The 17,737-nt window shown below is 62.6% G+C and carries 14 protein-coding genes; 8 read left to right on the plus strand and 6 right to left on the minus strand.

The window, feature by feature from the left end:
- Positions 1-80 precede the first annotated feature (80 nt).
- On the plus strand, positions 81-935 hold the full coding sequence (locus IVB05_RS16305) for an MBL fold metallo-hydrolase (protein WP_247785411.1): 855 nt from the start codon (positions 81-83) through the stop codon (positions 933-935).
- A 192-nt stretch (positions 936-1,127) separates the two neighbouring features.
- Here the strand turns inward: IVB05_RS16305 and IVB05_RS16310 are convergent, their stop codons facing one another.
- Complete coding sequence (locus tag IVB05_RS16310) at positions 1,128-2,042, minus strand: LysR family transcriptional regulator (RefSeq protein ID WP_247785412.1); 915 nt, start codon at positions 2,040-2,042, stop codon at positions 1,128-1,130.
- Between the two features lie 254 nt (positions 2,043-2,296).
- Here IVB05_RS16310 and IVB05_RS16315 point away from each other — a divergent pair, with 254 nt between their 5' ends.
- Positions 2,297-3,496, plus strand: a complete 1,200-nt coding sequence (locus IVB05_RS16315) for a carboxymuconolactone decarboxylase family protein (RefSeq protein WP_247786711.1) — start codon at positions 2,297-2,299, stop codon at positions 3,494-3,496.
- Positions 3,493-3,975 (plus strand): hypothetical protein, encoded by a 483-nt coding sequence (locus IVB05_RS16320; protein ID WP_247785414.1) that lies wholly within the window; start codon positions 3,493-3,495, stop codon positions 3,973-3,975. The genes IVB05_RS16315 and IVB05_RS16320 overlap by 4 nt, the downstream gene beginning before the upstream one ends.
- On the opposite strand, the gene IVB05_RS16325 is transcribed toward IVB05_RS16320, so the two are convergent.
- The 3 genes from IVB05_RS16325 to IVB05_RS16335 form a co-directional block, all read right to left on the minus strand.
- On the minus strand, positions 3,976-4,590 hold the full coding sequence (locus tag IVB05_RS16325; RefSeq protein WP_247785415.1) for a DUF1254 domain-containing protein: 615 nt from the start codon (positions 4,588-4,590) through the stop codon (positions 3,976-3,978). It abuts the gene before it with no gap.
- Positions 4,587-5,165 (minus strand): DUF1214 domain-containing protein, encoded by a 579-nt coding sequence (locus tag IVB05_RS16330; RefSeq protein ID WP_247785417.1) that lies wholly within the window; start codon positions 5,163-5,165, stop codon positions 4,587-4,589. Before IVB05_RS16330 ends, IVB05_RS16325 begins: the two co-directional genes overlap by 4 nt.
- Before the next feature lie 152 nt (positions 5,166-5,317).
- Entirely contained in the window at positions 5,318-7,603 is a 2,286-nt protein-coding gene (locus IVB05_RS16335) for a PBP1A family penicillin-binding protein (protein ID WP_247785419.1), read from the minus strand.
- A 284-nt stretch (positions 7,604-7,887) separates the two neighbouring features.
- On the opposite strand from IVB05_RS16335, the gene IVB05_RS16340 reads away from it, so the two are divergent.
- The 5 genes from IVB05_RS16340 to IVB05_RS16360 all read left to right on the plus strand — a co-directional run bounded on the left by IVB05_RS16340 (position 7,888) and on the right by IVB05_RS16360 (position 14,954).
- Positions 7,888-8,397: a YcgN family cysteine cluster protein gene (locus tag IVB05_RS16340; RefSeq protein ID WP_247785421.1), complete on the plus strand. Its 510-nt coding sequence runs from the start codon at positions 7,888-7,890 to the stop codon at positions 8,395-8,397.
- A 152-nt stretch (positions 8,398-8,549) separates the two neighbouring features.
- Positions 8,550-9,686: a patatin-like phospholipase family protein gene (locus tag IVB05_RS16345; protein WP_247785423.1), complete on the plus strand. Its 1,137-nt coding sequence runs from the start codon at positions 8,550-8,552 to the stop codon at positions 9,684-9,686.
- A 21-nt stretch (positions 9,687-9,707) separates the two neighbouring features.
- Complete coding sequence (locus IVB05_RS16350; RefSeq protein WP_247785426.1) at positions 9,708-11,804, plus strand: S8 family peptidase; 2,097 nt, start codon at positions 9,708-9,710, stop codon at positions 11,802-11,804.
- A gap of 11 nt (positions 11,805-11,815) precedes the next feature.
- Positions 11,816-13,150 carry an MBL fold metallo-hydrolase gene (locus tag IVB05_RS16355; RefSeq protein ID WP_247785430.1) on the plus strand — a complete coding sequence of 445 codons (1,335 nt, stop codon included), beginning with the start codon at positions 11,816-11,818 and terminating at the stop codon, positions 13,148-13,150.
- Positions 13,151-13,379: 229 nt separating this feature from the next.
- Positions 13,380-14,954: an MDR family MFS transporter gene (locus IVB05_RS16360; RefSeq protein WP_247786712.1), complete on the plus strand. Its 1,575-nt coding sequence runs from the start codon at positions 13,380-13,382 to the stop codon at positions 14,952-14,954.
- Positions 14,955-15,035: 81 nt separating this feature from the next.
- Here IVB05_RS16360 and IVB05_RS16365 read toward each other — a convergent pair whose 3' ends face one another.
- Together IVB05_RS16365 and IVB05_RS16370 are read right to left on the minus strand one after the other, a co-directional pair.
- The gene (locus tag IVB05_RS16365) at positions 15,036-15,578 is read right to left on the minus strand and encodes a hypothetical protein (protein WP_247785431.1); all 543 of its coding nucleotides are present in this window, start codon (positions 15,576-15,578) and stop codon (positions 15,036-15,038) included.
- A gap of 386 nt (positions 15,579-15,964) precedes the next feature.
- Entirely contained in the window at positions 15,965-17,599 is a 1,635-nt protein-coding gene (locus tag IVB05_RS16370) for a thiamine pyrophosphate-requiring protein (protein ID WP_247785433.1), read from the minus strand.
- Positions 17,600-17,737 lie beyond the last annotated feature (138 nt).

Here is a 17,737-nt window from a genome sequence, read left to right on the forward strand (position 1 = left end):
CGAAGATATCAGATATCGATATTTTACCTATAGTGGGCGGAATGGCAAGCAAGACGCCTGACCTCGAAGGAGACCTTGTGATGCGCGTCCACCATCTCAACACCGGCACCATGTGCCCGATCGGCCGGCGTCTGGTGAACGGCACCGGCAGCATTTTCCAGCGCGCGCGCATGGTCTGTCATTGCCTGCTGATCGAGACCAATGACGGGCTGGCGCTGGTCGATACCGGCATCGGATTGGACGACATCGCCAACCCGCCGCGGTTGGGACCCAAATGGGTCCGGCAGACGACGCCGCGGCTTGATCCGGCCGAGACCGCCGTGCGGCAGGTCGAGGCGCTCGGCTATTCCAAAAGCGACGTGCGGCATCTGTTGCTGACGCATCTCGATCGCGATCATGCCGGCGGCATTCCGGATTTTCCGAACGCCAAGGTGCACATCCATCGCCGCGAGTACGACATGGCGGTGACCGGCCGGACGCCCGCACCGAAGGGCCGCTATATCACAGCGCAATGGAAGCATGGTCCGCAATGGGCGTTCTATGGGGAGGGCGGTGAGGACTGGTTCGGTTTTGAGGGCGTGCGCGCGCTGGGCGACCGCGAGCCCGATATCCTGATGATCCCGCTAGCCGGCCATACCTTGGGTCATTGCGGCATCGCCGTGCGGACAAAGGACAAATGGCTGCTGCACGCCGGTGACGCCTATTTCTTCCACGGGCAAATACAGGCTTCGCCGAAAATGCCGCTGGTGCTCGGAATGTTTCAGCGTCGCGCCGACATGGACCGCGCCATGCGCATCCAAAATCAGGAGCGGCTACGGACGCTCAAGGCCAACCACGGCGATGCCGTGACCATCGTCAACAGCCACGATCCCGTGGACTACGAGAACTGCCGCTGCGGCCAGCACCAGGAAGTGCCGGCCCATCTCAGGCCGTGATCAGCGCTTGGACCTTGCCGCAGGCGCTGGCGCCGAATTACGGTGCACTTAACTCGCGGATATGCTGACCGAGGCGCGACGCATCAATTGAGTGCACTGGCACCGTAATTCGGGGAGGGCAGTGGCATCGTGCAGGGCGGATCGGTGTCCTGGCAGTTGGGGCGGCGGCAGCGGGGATTGGGGCTTTAGCCCTCAAACCCATTGACCGACTTCACTGAGCACCCGTCGCAGCCATTGATGCCCTGGGTCGGCGTCGTGGCGCGCATGCCAAGTCTGCACCACTCGAAATGAAGGAATATCCAATGGCGGCGGAAAAAGTCGGAGCGGTAGCCGCCCGGCCAACGGTGCGAAGAGACGACGGGGTTCCGTTGCCACGAGGTCGGAGGCATCGACCAGCATCGGCGCCATCAAGAAGTGGCCGACCGTCACGACGACGTTCCTTTTCAATCCTTTCTCAGAGAGCACGGCATCGACATAGCCGCTCGGATTGCCCTTCATCGAAACCTGAAGATGGCGCAGCGAGAGATAGCGGTCGAGGTCGAGACTATCGGCCAGATCGGTGTGATCGCCGCGGCCAGCGCAGATGAAGTCCTCTTCGTATAGCAGTTCTTCTCGCATATGGGTCGGCGGCTGGGGGAAGTTGCCGGCGATGAGTTCCACTGCACCGTCGTCGAGCATCGACAAACCGACGCTGCGGCTCGTGTTGCGGACCACCAGAGAAACGCCCGGCGCTTCGCGATCGAGCCGTGCGATCAGACGTGGTAAGAGCACGAAAGCGGCATAGTCGGAGAGACCAACCACGAATTGCCGCGTGCTTTCGGTCGGATCGAACGCGCGCCCGCCGAGCAGGACGCCTTCAACCTGTTCGAGGATCGACCGAACACTCGGCGCAATGTCCTGCGCCAGTGGCGTCGGCGTCATGCCGCGCGGGGATCGGACAAACAGCGGGTCTCCGAACAGAGCCCGAAGGCGATTGAGCGAATGGCTGACCGCCGGCTGGGTCAGCCCAATCCGCTCGGCCGCGCGCGTGGCGTGCCCTTCGGCAACGAGGGCGTCGAAGACGACCAGCAGATTGAGATCAACGTTAGCGATATGAATCTTCTTCATCACGGAGATGCTAATAATGAATTGGATTTATCGCAATCGCCGATGCAAGATCTGACCTGAAATAAAGCGGGGGCGGATGGCAGAGTTGGAGAACATGAGTGTCAGGTCCCACCACCGTAGCAACGGGAAGAGCAAGTTCTCGCCGACGCTTTATTGAGGCTGCCTTCGTCGCGGCAAGTTCTTTCGCCGTCAGTCGGAGCGGGCAAGCCATGGCCTCGGAAACTCATGAGGATCGATTTTCACGCGGCCTGGAGATGCTCCGCCGGATCGGCGGCGAGAATTTCGATGGACCGATCAATGCTCTGGCGGAGACCTCCGCCGATTTGTCGCGCCTCACCGTCGAATATCCCTATGGCGATGTGTTGTCCCGCCCGGGGCTGGATCTCCCGCTAAGGCAGCTCTGCACCGTCTCGATGCTGCTGGCCGACGGAAGCGCCCAGCCGCAATTGAAGTTTCATATCGCCGGCTTTCTCAATGCCGGCGGCGCCCCCGAAGCGATCGTCGAACTGCTCTTCGTCTCGGTCGCGGTCCTGGGCTTCCCTGCAACCGTCAATGCCGTCGGCATCGTCCGGTCGGTATTCGCCGAACGCGAGCTGGCATTTCAGCCCATCAAGCCCGCGACGGGTGACGGAGCGGGACGCGGATGGGCCGGACGCGAGATGCTGGAGCGGCTCGTAGCGGGCGACGCCCAGGGCTATTTTGACCGCTTCGCCGGCACCGCGCCCGACCTCGCGCAGCTTTCGATCGATTTCGGATTCGGGGAGGCGCTGGCTCGGGACGGCCTCGATCACAAGGCCAAGCTGCTCGCGATCATCGCGATGCTCGCCGCGACCGGCAACCGCGCCGATGCGCTGCGTCTTCATCTGGCCGGCGCTATCGTCAATGGGGTGACGCGCGAAGAGATCATCGAGCTGCTGATACAGCTCAGCGTCTACCGTGGATTCCCTTCGGCCCTGAACGCATTCTCGGTCGCCCGGAGCGTCTTCGCGCTCGGCGTCCAGACGCTTCAGGTCGACATCCCCGCGCCCGTCGATACGGAAAGCCGTTCGGACCGACTGGAGCGGGGGAACGCTCTGCTCGCGAAAAGCTCAGCGGCATCAGGCGACGCCGTGGTCCGCAGCTTCGACGACATCGCGCCGGACCTCGGGCGCATGATCGTCGAGCATTCCTATGGCGAGGTGTTCTCGCGCAGTGGCATCGATCTGAAGACCCGTGAACTCAGCGCCTGCGCGGCTTTGGCTGCCATCGGTTCCGCGACGACGGAAACCCCTTTGCGGGTCCACATCAACGCCGCCTTGAACGTTGGTGCGAGCCGGGAAGAGATCATCGAAACGCTGGTCAATCTCGCGCCCTATAGCGGCTACCCAGCGACACAGCAGGCGATCCGCATCGCCGCGGAAGAGTTCGCCAAGAGCAACCCGTCCTCGCGACAGCGCAAGGAAGAAAGTGAATGATCGACCGACGTTCAATGCTTTCCGCAATCATCTCAACCGCACTCCTGCCGCCATCGCTCGCCATGATCACTCCCGCCACAGCGCAGGGCACCAACCGGGCCGAACGTCTCTGGACGGGTTTCAGCTCGGTGGTTGGCATGGCGTTCGACAAGAGCGGGAACCTCTATGCGGCGGAATGGAGCGCCGGCCGCATCTCGCGCGTCGCGCCGGACGGAAAGCGCACGACATTCGCGAGTGATTTGTCCGGCCCCTCGGGCCTCGCGATCGACGCGGAGGGCAACATCTACGTTGCTTCCTATTCTCGCGACGAGATCTATCGCTTCACCCCCGACGGCAACCGGGAAACCTGCAATTACGGTGACAGTGCACTCAATGGCGCGCCGCGCCTCGGGCTGCGAGCCGGGGCCCATTCTACTTTGCATGGGGTTGTTTTCGCGATTTTGTGTCTGGGCCCTGCGGTGTACCGCTCGAGGCCGTGATCAGCGCTTGCCCCGTGGCGCAGGGGACGGGGGAGGCGGCGCCGGTTCGGGTTGCTTGGCCGGCACAGGCTCGGTCTGCAACGTGCAACGCGATGCCGCGAGCGAAGCCTGCGCCTGCGGCATCAGCCCCGGCTCCGGCGCCAGCGCCTTCAGCACGATCAGGCCGGTCGCGGTGGGGGAGTCGATGATCAGCCGGTCGGCGGCGGTGATTTCCTCATCCTCCGGCAATGCGGAATGCTGCTCTTCCGTCATCAGGTCGAGTTCGATCACCTTGCGGCCGGCCGAGCGGTCGTTGATGGCGTAATAGGCGACCTCATTGCGCGTATAGAACGACACCGAGGTATAGGCCTGGCTGACCGGCACCGTCAGCTTGATCGGTCCACTGGTGAGGTCGTAGCGGCAGATCGCGACCGCAAAGGCCGGGTCCATGAACGGCATCGGCGCGTTGTTGGGCTCGGCGAGCGGCAGCGCCGTGACGGCATTCTCCTTGGTCATCGGCGTCAGCCGCGAATAGGCGTCCTGGGTGGCAATGCGCGGCAGCGCCAGCACGCTGACGAGATGCACCACGCCGCCCAGCAGCACGCCCGCGATGATGGTGAATACCAGCCGGATCATGGGCAGTTCACCGTTGATATCGAGGGCATCGGCGCGTCGCGCTGCGTCCGCGTCGCAACGCCAACCGGCGTATCGTAGAGCCGCAGCATCAGCGCGTAGCGCTCGATGCCGCCGGTCGGCAGCCAGTTTCCGGCGCGCGAGCGCGCCGCCACGCGGATCTCGAACCCGCCGTCGGAGCCGCGGACGATCTCCTGGCTGGTGAAGCCGTAGCGTTGCAGCGAATTGGCGACCAGATGCCCCTTGCGGTCGAACAGCGTCAGCGTCCAGAACCGGGCCGCCGGCGTCACCCCGCTGACGACCACGTCGCAGCGCCCGTCGAGCGGCTTGTTCTTGTCGTCTGACGTGGCCGAGAAGGCGATGCCGTCACCGGTGCCGATCGGCAATTCGCCGCTGCGGGCGATCAAGGCGCGCGAATAGGGGTCGACCTCGGCGGTGCCGCTCTTGGGCCGCGCGGTCCAGGCGCCGATCGTGAGCGTGCCGAGATCGGTGCCGCGCGTCGCCGTCATATAGGTCGAGCCAAGGCCGACGGCCGTGGCAAGCGCTAACGCCAGCAAGGTGATGAAGATCAGCCGCACAGGCCAGTGCTCCGAAATCTCACGGCATCAGATTCCGGTTGAACCGGTTTCATCCGAAACCTGAAGCGCTTCTTTTTGTTTTGGCATGTCGGCGCAGACGCCTCGCATCTGTTCCGAGGAAAGCCGGTTAACATTCTGCCGGATCATGCCTTTTAATTCTTCCGCTGCGCCGGCGCAGGCTGGTCGCCAGCGGCTGCAATATAGTTCTCCGGGAAGGCCAGCGCGCCAGACGTGACCGGCTTGCCCGGCTGCTTCTGATCGCTGGACGAGGTCTTGCCCGCGGCCTTGCCGGCCTCGTCGAGCAGTCGCTCGACGCGCACCAGAATATCCGCGCCGCGCTTGGTCAATACCGGCGGCGGTCCCGGCTTGGTCTCCAGCACCCGCGCCGCGCCGTTGGCCGCGACACTGGCGGAAAGGGCGGGCTGCGGCAGTTTCGTGCCCATGCCGATGCCGGGGACCTCCTTCACCTCGACCCCCTGATGCGCGACGACCATGATGTCGTGCCAGGTTTGCGCAGGCAGCGAACCGCCGGTCATGCGGTTGGTCGGCGAGTAGTCGTCATTGCCGTACCAGACAGCGCAGGTGAAGTTGCCGGTGAAACCGACGAACCAGGCGTCGCGATAGGCGTTGGTGGTGCCGGTCTTGCCCGCGGTCGGGATGCCGTCGATCGCCGCGCGGCGGGCGGTGCCTTCGCTGACGACATGGCTCATCATCTCCGACATGTCGGCGGCGACGGAGACCGGAATGGCTTGCACCGGCTTCTTGCCGTCGCGGTCGAAGCGCCAGACCAGATCGCCGGCGCCGGTGCGCACTTCCAGCACCGCGTGAGGTTTCGCCGCCCTGCCCTTGTTCGGGAAGGTCGCATAGGCAACCGCGTGTTCGAGCACGGTGACTTCGTCGGAGCCGATCGGCATCGACGGCGTATCCGGCAGGGGGGCCGTGAGGCCGAACTTCCGCGCCACCTCGGTGATCTTGACGCGGCCGGCCTTCGCCGGGTTCGACGCCTTGCCGCCGAGTGCAATCGATAGCTTGACGGGCACGACGTTGATCGAGCGGGTGATCGCCTGCGTCAGCGTCACCGAGCCGGAATAGGAGTGGCCATAATTCTGCGGGCACCAGTTGCCGATGCAGACCGGCCCGTCGACCACTTTCGAGTTCGGGGTGTAACCGTTGATCAGAGCCGTGGCGTAGACATAGGGCTTGAACGACGAACCCGGCTGCCGGTAGGCGTCGGTCGCGCGATTGAACTGGCTCGATCCATAGTCGCGGCCGCCCACCATGGCGCGAACGCCGCCTTCGAGATCGGCGACCACCGTGGCGGCCTGGGTCGCGTGATAGTCGCGGCCGAACTGGCGCAACTGGTTTTCGACGGTTTCCTCCGCGGCGCGCTGCACGTTCATGTCGATCGCGGTGCGGACCACGAAGACGCGCTCGACATAGGATTTCGGAAAGGTGTCGACCAGCTTGCGCATCTCTTCGAAGGCGTAGTCGAGGTAATAGTTCGGCGAATTTTCGTCGCGGCGGTCGACGGCCATCGCCGGATTGCGCCGCGCACCGAACACCTGTCCTTCGGTCATGAAGCCGGCATCGACGAGGTTGTCGAGCACGATGTTGGCGCGGGCGCGGGCGGCGGGCAGGTTGATATGCGGGGCGTATTTGGTCGGCGCCTTGAACAGGCCGGCCAGCATCGCCGATTCCGCGAGATTGACGTCGCGCGCCGACTTGTTGAAATAGAAATGCGCTGCGCCGTCGACGCCGAAGGTGCCGCCGCCCATATAGGCGCGGTCGAGATACAGTTTCAGGATCTCGTTCTTGGTAAGGCGCGTCTCCAGCCAGATCGCGAGGAAGGCTTCCTTCACCTTGCGCTCGATGGTGCGCTCGTTGTTGAGGAACAGGTTCTTCGCCAGCTGTTGCGAGATCGATGAACCGCCCTGGCGCACGCCGCCGGCCTGCGCGTTGGTGACGAGCGCGCGCGCGGTGCCGGCGATGTCGATGCCGAAATGATCGTAGAAACGGCGATCCTCGGTGGCGAGCGTCGCCTTGATCAGATTGTCCGGAAAATCCTCCAGCGGGATCGAGTCATTGTGCTTGATGCCGCGGCTGCCGATCGGATTGCCGTAGCGGTCGAGGAACGACACCGCGAGATCGGATTTCTTCAGCCAGTCGTCATCGGCGGTTTCGCGAAACGCGGGAACCGCAAGCGCCAGCATCACGATCAGCCCGCCGAGGCCGATGGTGGCGGCCTCCGAGAACGGCTCGATGAAGACCCAGCGCTTCCAGCGACCGACATAGAAGCGGTCCATGAAGGTGGAGTAGCGCTCGTACAGCTCGCGCAGGCCCTTGCCCGACGAAAACAACGTCGAGTCGATGCGCGCGTCCAGATCCAGGAGGAAGATCCGGATCTTCTGCTTCCAGTGTGGAGGTACGATCTGGCGCACCGGGACCCTTGGTCGTTCGAAACGCTCACGCACCCGGCCGGGTGCTATCGAGACGTCATGCTTTGTTGTTGCGGCAAACCCAAGGCGCTTTTAGGACGCTTGGGGACTCGCAATTGTTCTATCCGAGCGGGGGCCATAAACCAATGCTCTCGCTCACCATTTTGGTGGTCAGCCCTAACGCGTTCCCACCCTTTTTTGTGCCCGTAATCAGCCCGCTTGCGCCCCGGTTGCCGGACCCCCTAGAAGGGCTGCAGCCGAACTCGACCTGGAAACCATCTGACTTCATGACCGCGCCGCCCAAGCGAGCTTCCAGCCAGGAGGGATTCTTCTGGAAAACCAAGACGTTGGAGGAGATGTCCAACGCCGAATGGGAAAGCCTGTGCGACGGCTGCGCGCGCTGCTGCCTGGAAAAGCTCGAGGACGAGGATACCGGGAAAATCTACTTCACCCATGTTTCCTGCAAGCTGCTGGATTCGGGGCTATGCGCCTGCAAGGACTATCCGAACCGTTCCGACAAGGTTCCGGATTGTGTCCGCCTGACACCCGAAAACGTCCGCACCCTGACTTGGCTGCCGCCGAGCTGCGGCTACAAGCTGGTCGCGGAGGGGCGCGATCTTTACTGGTGGCATCCCCTGATTTCGGGCGACCCCAACACCGTGCATGAGGCCGGAGTATCGGTGCGCGGCAGGGTGCAGGGCACCGAGGACGAAATTCCCGACGAAGACCTCGAAGACCACATCGTGCAATGGCCGGCACTATTGCCGAAGCGGGCGCGGCTGAAGAAGCGGCCCTGATCACTTCGCGCTCCGGTCGAGGCCACATGCGCCTTTCCATCTGGGCGTCAAAGCGCTAAGGTGGTTGTACATTTGAACACGAACATCCTTAGGCTTTGCGCTAGATTTCGATTTTTCTTCAATGAGATGTCCCTCAATTTTTGAGGTGCCCCATGAATACTGGACCGGTTCAGCCGATACCGACGGACGACGACAACAGACCGCCCGAGCCGACCTCCGCGCTGTGTCTTTCCGGCGGAGGATATCGCGCCATGGTGTTTCATATCGGCGTGCTTTGGCGCCTCTACGAGACGGGGCTGCTGAAGAACATCAAGCGGATATCGAGCGTTTCGGGCGGCTCGATCACGGCCGGCCAGTTGGCGCTGGCCTGGCGCAATTTCAGCTTCGGACCCGATAGCGTCAGGAGCCATTTCATTCCCGAATTCGTCGAGCCGCTTCGCGCCTTCGCCGGCGTCACGATCGACGCGGAATCCGTCATCCTGGGCGCGCTGTTGCCGGGCAGCGTCGGCGACCGCATCGCCAAGGCGTATGACGAGCACCTGTTCCACGGCAAGACGCTGCAGGACATGCCCGACGAGCCGCGCTTCGTGATCAACGCGACCAACGTGCAATCCGGCGCGCTCTGGCGTTTCATGAAGCCCTATATGCGCGACTACCGCGTCGGTCAGGTCAGGAATCCCAAAATTCCCCTGGCGCAGGCGGTTGCCGCTTCGTCCGCGTTTCCACCGGTGCTTTCCCCGTTCGAACTGCGCTTAAGGGACAGCGACTTCGAACCGGGTACGGGCCTCGATCTGCAACGGCCGCCGTTCACCACCCGCGTCGTTCTGAGCGACGGGGGCGTCTACGACAACCTCGGCCTCGAGACCGCATGGAAGCGGCACCAGACGGTTCTGGTAAGTGACGCCGGCGGCAAAACCCAGGAAGAGGAAGAGCCGGAGACGGACTGGCCGCGGCATTCCTACCGGGTTCTGAACCTGATCGACAACCAGGTGCGTTCGCTGCGCAGGCGCCAGGTCATCGACTCCTTCACTTCAGGAGCACGCAAGGGCGCCTACTGGGGCATCCGCACCGACATCGCGGATTACCAACTGTCCGATGCGCTCAACTGTCCGCTGGACCGCACGACGCAGCTTGCCGAACTGCCGACGCGCCTGAAACGGCTCGACGGGAGGACGCAGGAGAGGTTGATCAACTGGGGCTACGCGGTCTGCGATGCGGCGCTGCGCAAGCATCTGGACTCGGAACTGAAGCCGAAGCCGGTCTTTCCATATCCTCAATCCGGGGTCTGAGGCAAAGGCGAGGGGGCGAACGTGGCAAAGGCAGGCAAGCGCCCGACGCGGCGACGTGGGAAATCGCCATCGGCGGACGAAGCCGTACCGGCGGTCCCGGAACCGGAGGATGCGCCGGCTGAGAACGGCAGGCCGGAGCAGTTCTCGATTCCCGCCGAACTGGTGGAACACATCCTGCTTGGGCCCGTCGATGACCGCCGCGTGCTGCAGGATTCTCCGCTGCTGGGCGACGTATGGACTGATTATGCCCTCGATCCCGGCAATGTTCGGGACGTGTTGATTACGCCGCACCGAACGGCCACGGCAGCGGCTGTCGCCAGTATCATTCCGAAAGGCCTGGAGCTGAGAGCGGCGGAGCGCGAAGCGGAAACCAATCCAAAACCCGCGCCTCGGGACAAGGAAAGGCCGAAGATTGCCTATTTGCAGGGACTGGTGGGAGTCAGGCTGTATTTCGATGAAGTGCTCTGCATCCTCGTTCCATTGACGCAGTGGTGGCATCAGCCACAAGTCGCCGACCGGATAGTGGCCGTAGGCCAGAACAAGGAAAGGCTGGAGAAGTTGCTCAGGCGCGATGCCCGCAAGCAGGGCACCGTCCAGCAGTCGGAAAACTTCTCGTCACTCGAGCGTTATATTGCGCTGGCCGGATTGATCTATTGGGTCAGCAAGCTGAAGCGTCCGCAGAGTTTTCAGCGCCCACCGCAAGCTCCGGGAAGCCACAAGCTTCCGCCGCTGCCACCGCTCTTGCCGCTGAAATTCCAGGAGGCCTTCGATAAATATCAGCCGTTTGTTCCGGAGATCATAGACGGCATTCTCGCGGCCTATCCGGTGGTTCAGGCCAATGCCCAGCAATTGATGTCGCTGGCGCGTGCCGACAAGGTCGACACTGTCGATGCGGACGTCGAAGGCTACATCTTCCAGATCTCGCTGAACCGTGTCGCCTCGGCAGCGCTCGATCGGTCCGTTCCGGCCGTCAAGGCCGATGCCGCGCACTCGCTGTTCAAGGTGAATTGCAAGAAGATCGTCTGGGCGGTGCTCGATTCCGGCATCGACGACAAGCATGAGGCCTTCGTCGATCGGGACAAGTCGGGCAGATCGCGCGTCAGGAAGACCTTCGACTTCACACGAATTCGCGAGATCGTCAGCAGCGACGAATCCGATGTTGACCCGGCGGAGCTCAAGGAGATTGCTGATGCTGCGGGCATCGATCAAGTCGACGCATCCGCCTGTCTGGCCATCATCGCCGCGGATGCCAGGGAAAAACGTCCGATCAACTGGGGGGCGGTTGAAAAGCTGATCACGCTCAAGAACCCGCCACCGCCGTCGAGCCCGCATGGCACGCATGTTGCGGGAATCATCGGCGCCAACGGAAAGAACGTCGACGAAAAGAAGTTCGACCATGCCGATGGCATGTGTCCCGACATCCGGCTGTACGATTTTCGCGTGCTCGGACAAACTCTCGAGGATACCGAATTCGCGGTCATCGCAGCGTTGCAATACATTCGTTACGTGAATGAGCGGCACAGTTACATCACCATTCACGGCGCCAACCTCAGCCTGTCCATTCCACATAACGTCCGCAACTATGCCTGCGGGCGCACGCCGGTGTGCAATGAATGCGAGCGGCTGGTGGAGAGCGGGGTCGTGGTGGTCGCCGCCGCGGGCAATCGCGGCTTCCAGAAATTCGAAACGAGGGATGGCGGCGTTTTCGAAAGCTATGCCGCGTTCAGCATTACCGATCCGGGAAATGGCGAGAGCGTCATCACGGTCGGGTCCACGCACGGAAACTGGCCGCATACCTATGGCGTGAGTTTCTTCTCCAGCCGCGGTCCGACCGGCGACGGCCGCCTCAAGCCGGATCTGGTGGCTCCGGGAGAGCGGGTGCAGTCGTGCATCACCGGCGGCGAACACAGGGAATGGGGACCTGAGTCCGGTACCAGCATGGCGGCGCCGCACGTCAGCGGTGCCGCCGCGATGCTGCTGGCGCGCTACGAGGAACTGATCGGCCAGCCGCGCCGGGTCAAACGAATCCTTTGCGAAAGCGCGACCGACCTCGGCCGCGAGCGAAGTTTCCAGGGCCACGGCATGCTGGACGTCCTGCGTGCCTTTCAATCCATCTAGGGAGGCGGGAAATGTTCTTCAGTCTGGATGTATTGCGGGCGCGCAAGGGCGATTGCCTGATGCTGCACTTCGGATCGGAGCAGGACCCGCATCTGATCCTGATCGATGGCGGTCCTTCGAATGTTTACGGGCCATTTCTCAAACCGCGGCTGCAGAAGATCCACGAAACGCGCGAGCTGGACGAACAGGAGCCTCTCCCGGTCGACGTCGTCATGGTGAGCCATGTCGACGACGACCATATCAAGGGAATTCTCGACCTCACCAAGGAGCAGCGCACCAAGAGCCCGGATGTACGGCTCGACGTGACCAGCCTGTGGCACAACAGTTTCGACGATCTGCTCAAGACCAAGCCCGATGAACTGGTGGCGGGGTTCGGCACCGCATCAGTCGCGGAGACGGCCGCGCAAGGCGAGGCGGGCATCGATTCCGGGAGTGTGCTGGCCAGCTTCGGCAAACAGATGCTCGCGGATGAGGCAGAGATCGAAGACGAGAACATGCATCAAACCGTCGAGGTGCTGTCCAGCATCCCGCAGGGCCGCACGTTGCGTGACGATGCCAAGGCGCTGGGATGGAAACCCAACCACAAATTCAAGGGCAAGCTCATCCTTGCGGCCAAGGCCGCGAAGCCGGTGACGCTCGGCGACCTGAAGGTAACGGTAGTCGGTCCGATGCAGGAGCAGCTCTTGGCGTTGCAGGAACAGCATGACGAATGGCTGCGTGCTCAAAAGGAGAAGAAAAAGAAATCGCCCGAAGCTGCACTAGCGGCATTTTCCGATGAATCCGTTCCCAACCTGTCCAGCATCGTCGTCCTCGCCGAACTTGGCGGCAAGAGCATGCTGCTGACGGGCGACGCCCGTGGCGACAAGATCCTGGAAGGAATGGAACTGGCCGGACTGCTGGAAAAGGACGGCCAGAAGCATGTCGACCTGTTGAAGGTCCCGCACCACGGCAGCGACAACAATATGGAGACCATCTTCTTCAAGCGCGTGCCGGCCGATCATTACGTTTTCTCAGGCGATGGCGAGCACGGCAACCCGGAACGCGCCACGCTGCAAATGCTGCTGGATGCGCGAGGCGCCGACGCCGGCTACACGATTCATCTGACCTATCCGGTTGCGGAGATCGACGTGGGGCGGAAGGCGGAGTGGGAAGAGAAGCAGGCGCAGGAGAAGGCCCGGAAGAAGAAAAATCCGGCATCCAAGAAGCAGGTGCGGGAGGATTGGTCTCCCGAGAAGCACGGCCTGGTCGCATTCTTCAAGAACAACCCAAAAATGGCGGCGAAGCTCTCCATCGTCGACGAGAGCAAGCCGCACCTGATTAATCTGCTCACGCCGGTGAAGCTCTAGGCTGGCCGGCCGGAGATTTACGGGGGTGGTTTCCTGAAGCCGCCACAAGATGGCGCCGAAAGCGCCGGCGAGGCTCCAAATGTCGCTCACGGAAACGCGATGATACCCCCGCGGGATGCACCCATGCGTGCAGGCGCCTGCCGCAAGAGGATTTTGACCTCTAAGGTGCGTGCGATATGGCGATTCCATCTCGGCGACTTTTGCCGCGCAGAACAACATTACGTCCGACATGAACAAGCACCAGCGGCAGGGCCGTGAACCTGCCGACCAGACGACGTTGCCTGACGATATCGGCAAAGAGCTCTCGCGCATCACGACCGAGGTCATCGATGTCAGCGATGCGCCGCCGATTGCGCCGCCTGCGCCGCTGAGCCCCGACGAGGTTCGCACCATCCTGATGAGCCTGTTGCTGACGATGTTCCTGGCCGCGCTCGACCAGACCATCGTGGCGACGGCGCTGCCAACCATCGGCCGCCAGTTCAACGACGTCAGCAACCTGTCCTGGGTCATCACGGCCTATCTGTTGGCCTCGACCGCGGTCGCGCCGGTGTTCGGCACGCTGAGCGACATCTACGGCCGCCGCGTCATGATTACCGTTTCGCTTGTCCTGTTCACGGTCGGCTCGATCCTCTGCGCGGTCGCGCCGAACATGCCGGTATTGATCGTTGCGCGCGGCCTGCAGGGGCTCGGCGGCGGCGGCATCATGCCGGTCGTGCAGACCGTGATCTCCGATGTGGTCTCACCGCGCGAGCGCGGCAGGTATCAGGCCTATTTCAGCGGTGTCTGGATGGCGGCAGGCTTGATGGGTCCCGTGCTCGGCGGCGTGTTCGCCGAGCATCTGCACTGGTCGATGATCTTCTGGATCAACGTGCCGCTCGCGGTCGGCGCGCTGTTTCTGCTGCTGCCCAAGATGGGCAAGATCCCCGTGTTCCACCGCCGGCGCAAGGTCGACTGGCTCGGCGGCGTGCTGCTGATGGCGTCCGCGGTCGTCGTGATGCTGGTGCTGAGCTGGGGCGGCAACCGGTATGCCTGGTTGTCGCCGGCGATCATGGCGATGATCGGCGCGGCTGTCGCGCTGGCGTTCGGCTTCATCTGGCACGCGCGCAATGCCGAGGAGCCGTTTCTGCCGCTGCCGCTGCTGAGTGGAACAGTGGTGCCTTACGCGATGGCGGCCGGTGGCTGCGCGCTGGGTGCCATCACCGCACTCACCGTGCACCTGCCGCTGTATTACGAGGTGGTCTATCATTTGACCGCGAGCGAAGCGGGGCTTGCGCTGATCCCGCTCGCCGCGGTTTCCACCTGCGGTGCGGCGATCGCCGGACGGACCATGGCGCGCGCCAAACACTACAAGCGCGTCGCTATCGCCGGCACGTCCGCGGCGACGATCTTCGGTGCGGTGCTGACCGTGACGACGCTGCCGTTGTGGGGCTTGCTGGTCGTGCTGTCGCTGTTCGCGCTCGGGCTCGGCACGACATTCCCGGTCAGCGTGGTCTCGCTGCAGAACTCGGTGGCGCGCGCGCAGATCGGCACCGTGACGGGTGCGATGAATTTCTTCCGTTCGCTGATGTCGTCATTCATGGTCGCCGCCTTCAGTGCGATCCTGCTGATGGCGCTGGGCGCGGGCATCTCGCTCGGCGAACACCGGGGACCGGCGAATGCGATTCCGGTCGCCGACATGATCACCGCGTTTCACTACGTGTTCGGTGCCGCGACCGCGCTGCTGGCCTGCGCCGCGCTGTGCATCATCCTCATGGAGGAGCGACCGCTGGCCGGCCCGTCTACGCCGGCGGAGATGGCGGAGTAGGGCGTTACCGTCGCCTCCGGGCCTTTGGTCCGCCCCGTTAGGTACGAAGCCTTTGAAAATTACGAGGCGCTTAAATTAGATTCAATCCCGCTTCAGATCATAGGTGGCCGGTGATTTCGCATTTGTCGTGAGTCTCCACCCCTTATCCAACAACTCGCCAGCCTCCTTGCCAACGTAGAACGATTTCACTTTGGCGAACTGATGCCAGATTCTTTTGCTGAAAGACTGAAACAGCTCCAACGAACTTGCCTCGTCCGAAGCGGTGCCCATTTGTCCGGCGATTAAGCAAGATTCGCCGAATGCTCCACCAGGCTGAAGCGCTACCGTCTTCGGATTAGCCAGTTGATCCACGGCATATTTGATTTCACCAGTACGTTGCGCCACCGGTCGCACTTCGATGGGGATTCCTAAATCGGAAATGAGATAACGCGGTTGGTGATTGGTATGATCAACTGCGAGGCCATCTAAGTTCGCGACATCAAGCAAAGACTGGCGGGGCTCGATTCTGGACGAGTCAAAAAGACCTGCAGGCACAAATTGAAGCGCGCGTTCAGACTCCACAGATTTCAGCAACGACTCCAAGTCCGCCTTTGTGGCAAAGAAAGATAATTGGTTTTTGGGCATCTATTTTTTACCGGTTTGTTTTCGGGACCAGCAGCAAGTGGTCACCTGGCGTTTGCGAGCGAATGCGTGCTGCGTTCGCGGCTTCCCTCGCAGTCGGCGTGACTCCGTCAGCGTAAGTGTCAACCGTGTTCACACGCAACGTCCTCCCGTCCTCGCCGCCGTTGGCTACAACTTCCGCCGCCTGATCTGCTGGCTCAGGCTCTTGTTGTGCCAAATTCTCGCTCAGCTCATCCTCCGACCTCAACTCATCTCAAGCTGAAATCCGGATTCTTCACGGACGACTACTTTGCATGGGGTTGTTTTCGCGGTTTTGTGTCCGGGCCTTCCGGTGCACCGCCGAAGCCCGGTAGTGACGCGCGCATCGGCGAGTGCGGTTGCGTCGCTCCTCAGGTCCCCGGCCGCGACACCTCGGTCTCCTTGCTGGTGATGAACTCCAGCAGCACCGGGACGCCTTCCCTGGTTTTCTGGATACCGCGCTGGATGGCAGGGATGATGTCTTCCGGCTTGGTCACCCGCTCGCCGTAGCCACCGAAGGCGCGTGCCATCGCCGCGTAGTCGCCGGAAATGTCGGTCGAGCGGTATTTCTCGGTCGAGATCGGCATCACCTTCAATTCGATCGCCATGGAAAAATTGTTCAACAGGATCGACATGATCGGGATGCGCTCGCGCACCGCGGTTTCGAAATCCATGCCGGTGAAGCCGATCGCGGCATCGCCCCAGACATTGATGCAGAGCTTGTCGGGCCTTGCCAGCTTGGCGCCCATCGCAAGCCCAAGGCCGTAGCCGAGCTGCGTAGTCTTGCCCCAGCCGATATAAGAGAGCGGTTCGACCGATTTCCAGAATGGCGAGAGCTGGTCGCGCGGGCTGCCGGCATCGTGGGTGATGATGGTGTTGTTGATGTCGACGGTGCGCTGGAGATCCCACAGCACGCGGTAGGGATTCAGCGGCGCGTCATTATGCGTCAGCTTCGGCATCCATTTCGCCAGCCACTCCTTGTGGGAGGCCGCTATCTCGGCCGCGACGGCCGCCGCGTCGCGATCCGCCGTGACGGTCTTGCCGATCTCTTCCAATAGCGCGTCGAGCACGAGCCCGGCGTCACCGACCAGGCCGATTTTGGCCTCAACATCCTTGTTGAGATGGTTGGGGTCGAGCGTCGAATGGATGATGGTCTTGCCCTTCGGCATGGCGATGCCGAATGACGTCTCGGTAAATGAGCAGCCGATGCCGAAGATCACGTCGGCGTCGCCCAGGAATTTCGGCACCGCGCGCGGCACGGCGAGGCCGCCCGACCCCAGCGACAGCGGATGAGTTTCCGGAAAGGACGATTTGCCGCCGAGGCTGGTCGTGACCGGGATGGCGAGGCGCTCGGCCAGCCGTCTGAGCTGCGGCCAGGCTTTGGCGTAGTGCACGCCCTGGCCGGCATAGATCACCGGGCGCTTCGCTGCGACGAGCAGGGCGGCCGCTTCCTTCACATGCACGGGATCCGCGCCGTAGCGGGTGCGCAGCACCGGCGTGTAGTTCAGCGGTTCCGGCACTTCCTCGTTCCACATGTCGGCCGGGATTTCGACGATCACCGGCCCGCCGCGGCCGTTCTTCAGTTTGGTGAACGCGCGCCGGAAAATGTTGCAGACCTCAGTGGCGATGTTGATCGGCTCGGACGATTTCGAGAACGTCTTCATCGCCTGGCTGGAGTTGAAGTTCGGGTCGATATTGGCGAGCCGGCGCGCATAGCCCATCGGCAGCACCAGTACGGGCACCGATTCGCCGTAACATTGCGCCACGCCGCCCATCGCGTTCTCGGCGCCGGGCCCATGCTGCATGCAGAACGCGCCGATCGATTGGCCCGAGGTGACGCGCGAGATCGCGTCCGCCATGTGAACGCCGATGCGTTCCTGGCGCACCATCACGGGGCGGATGTCGACATTGGCGGCATATTCGATGAGATGATTGACCGGATAGCCGCAGAGGATTTCGATTCCCTCCCGCTTCATGATTTCCGCAATGGCGGCGCCGAGCTTCATGACGGTCTCTCCCCTGATGCAGGCCGATTTGGTTCGGCCGATTTGCAACAGTAGGAACAGGATTTTCCGACCCGGTAAAGCGAGGGCGGCGCGTGCGCGCGGAAGTGCAGATATGCGTTTTGTAACCTTTGGCCGGGA

Origin of the sequence: Bradyrhizobium sp. 170 (assembly GCF_023101085.1) — a bacterium.
Lineage (GTDB): Bacteria > Pseudomonadota > Alphaproteobacteria > Rhizobiales > Xanthobacteraceae > Bradyrhizobium.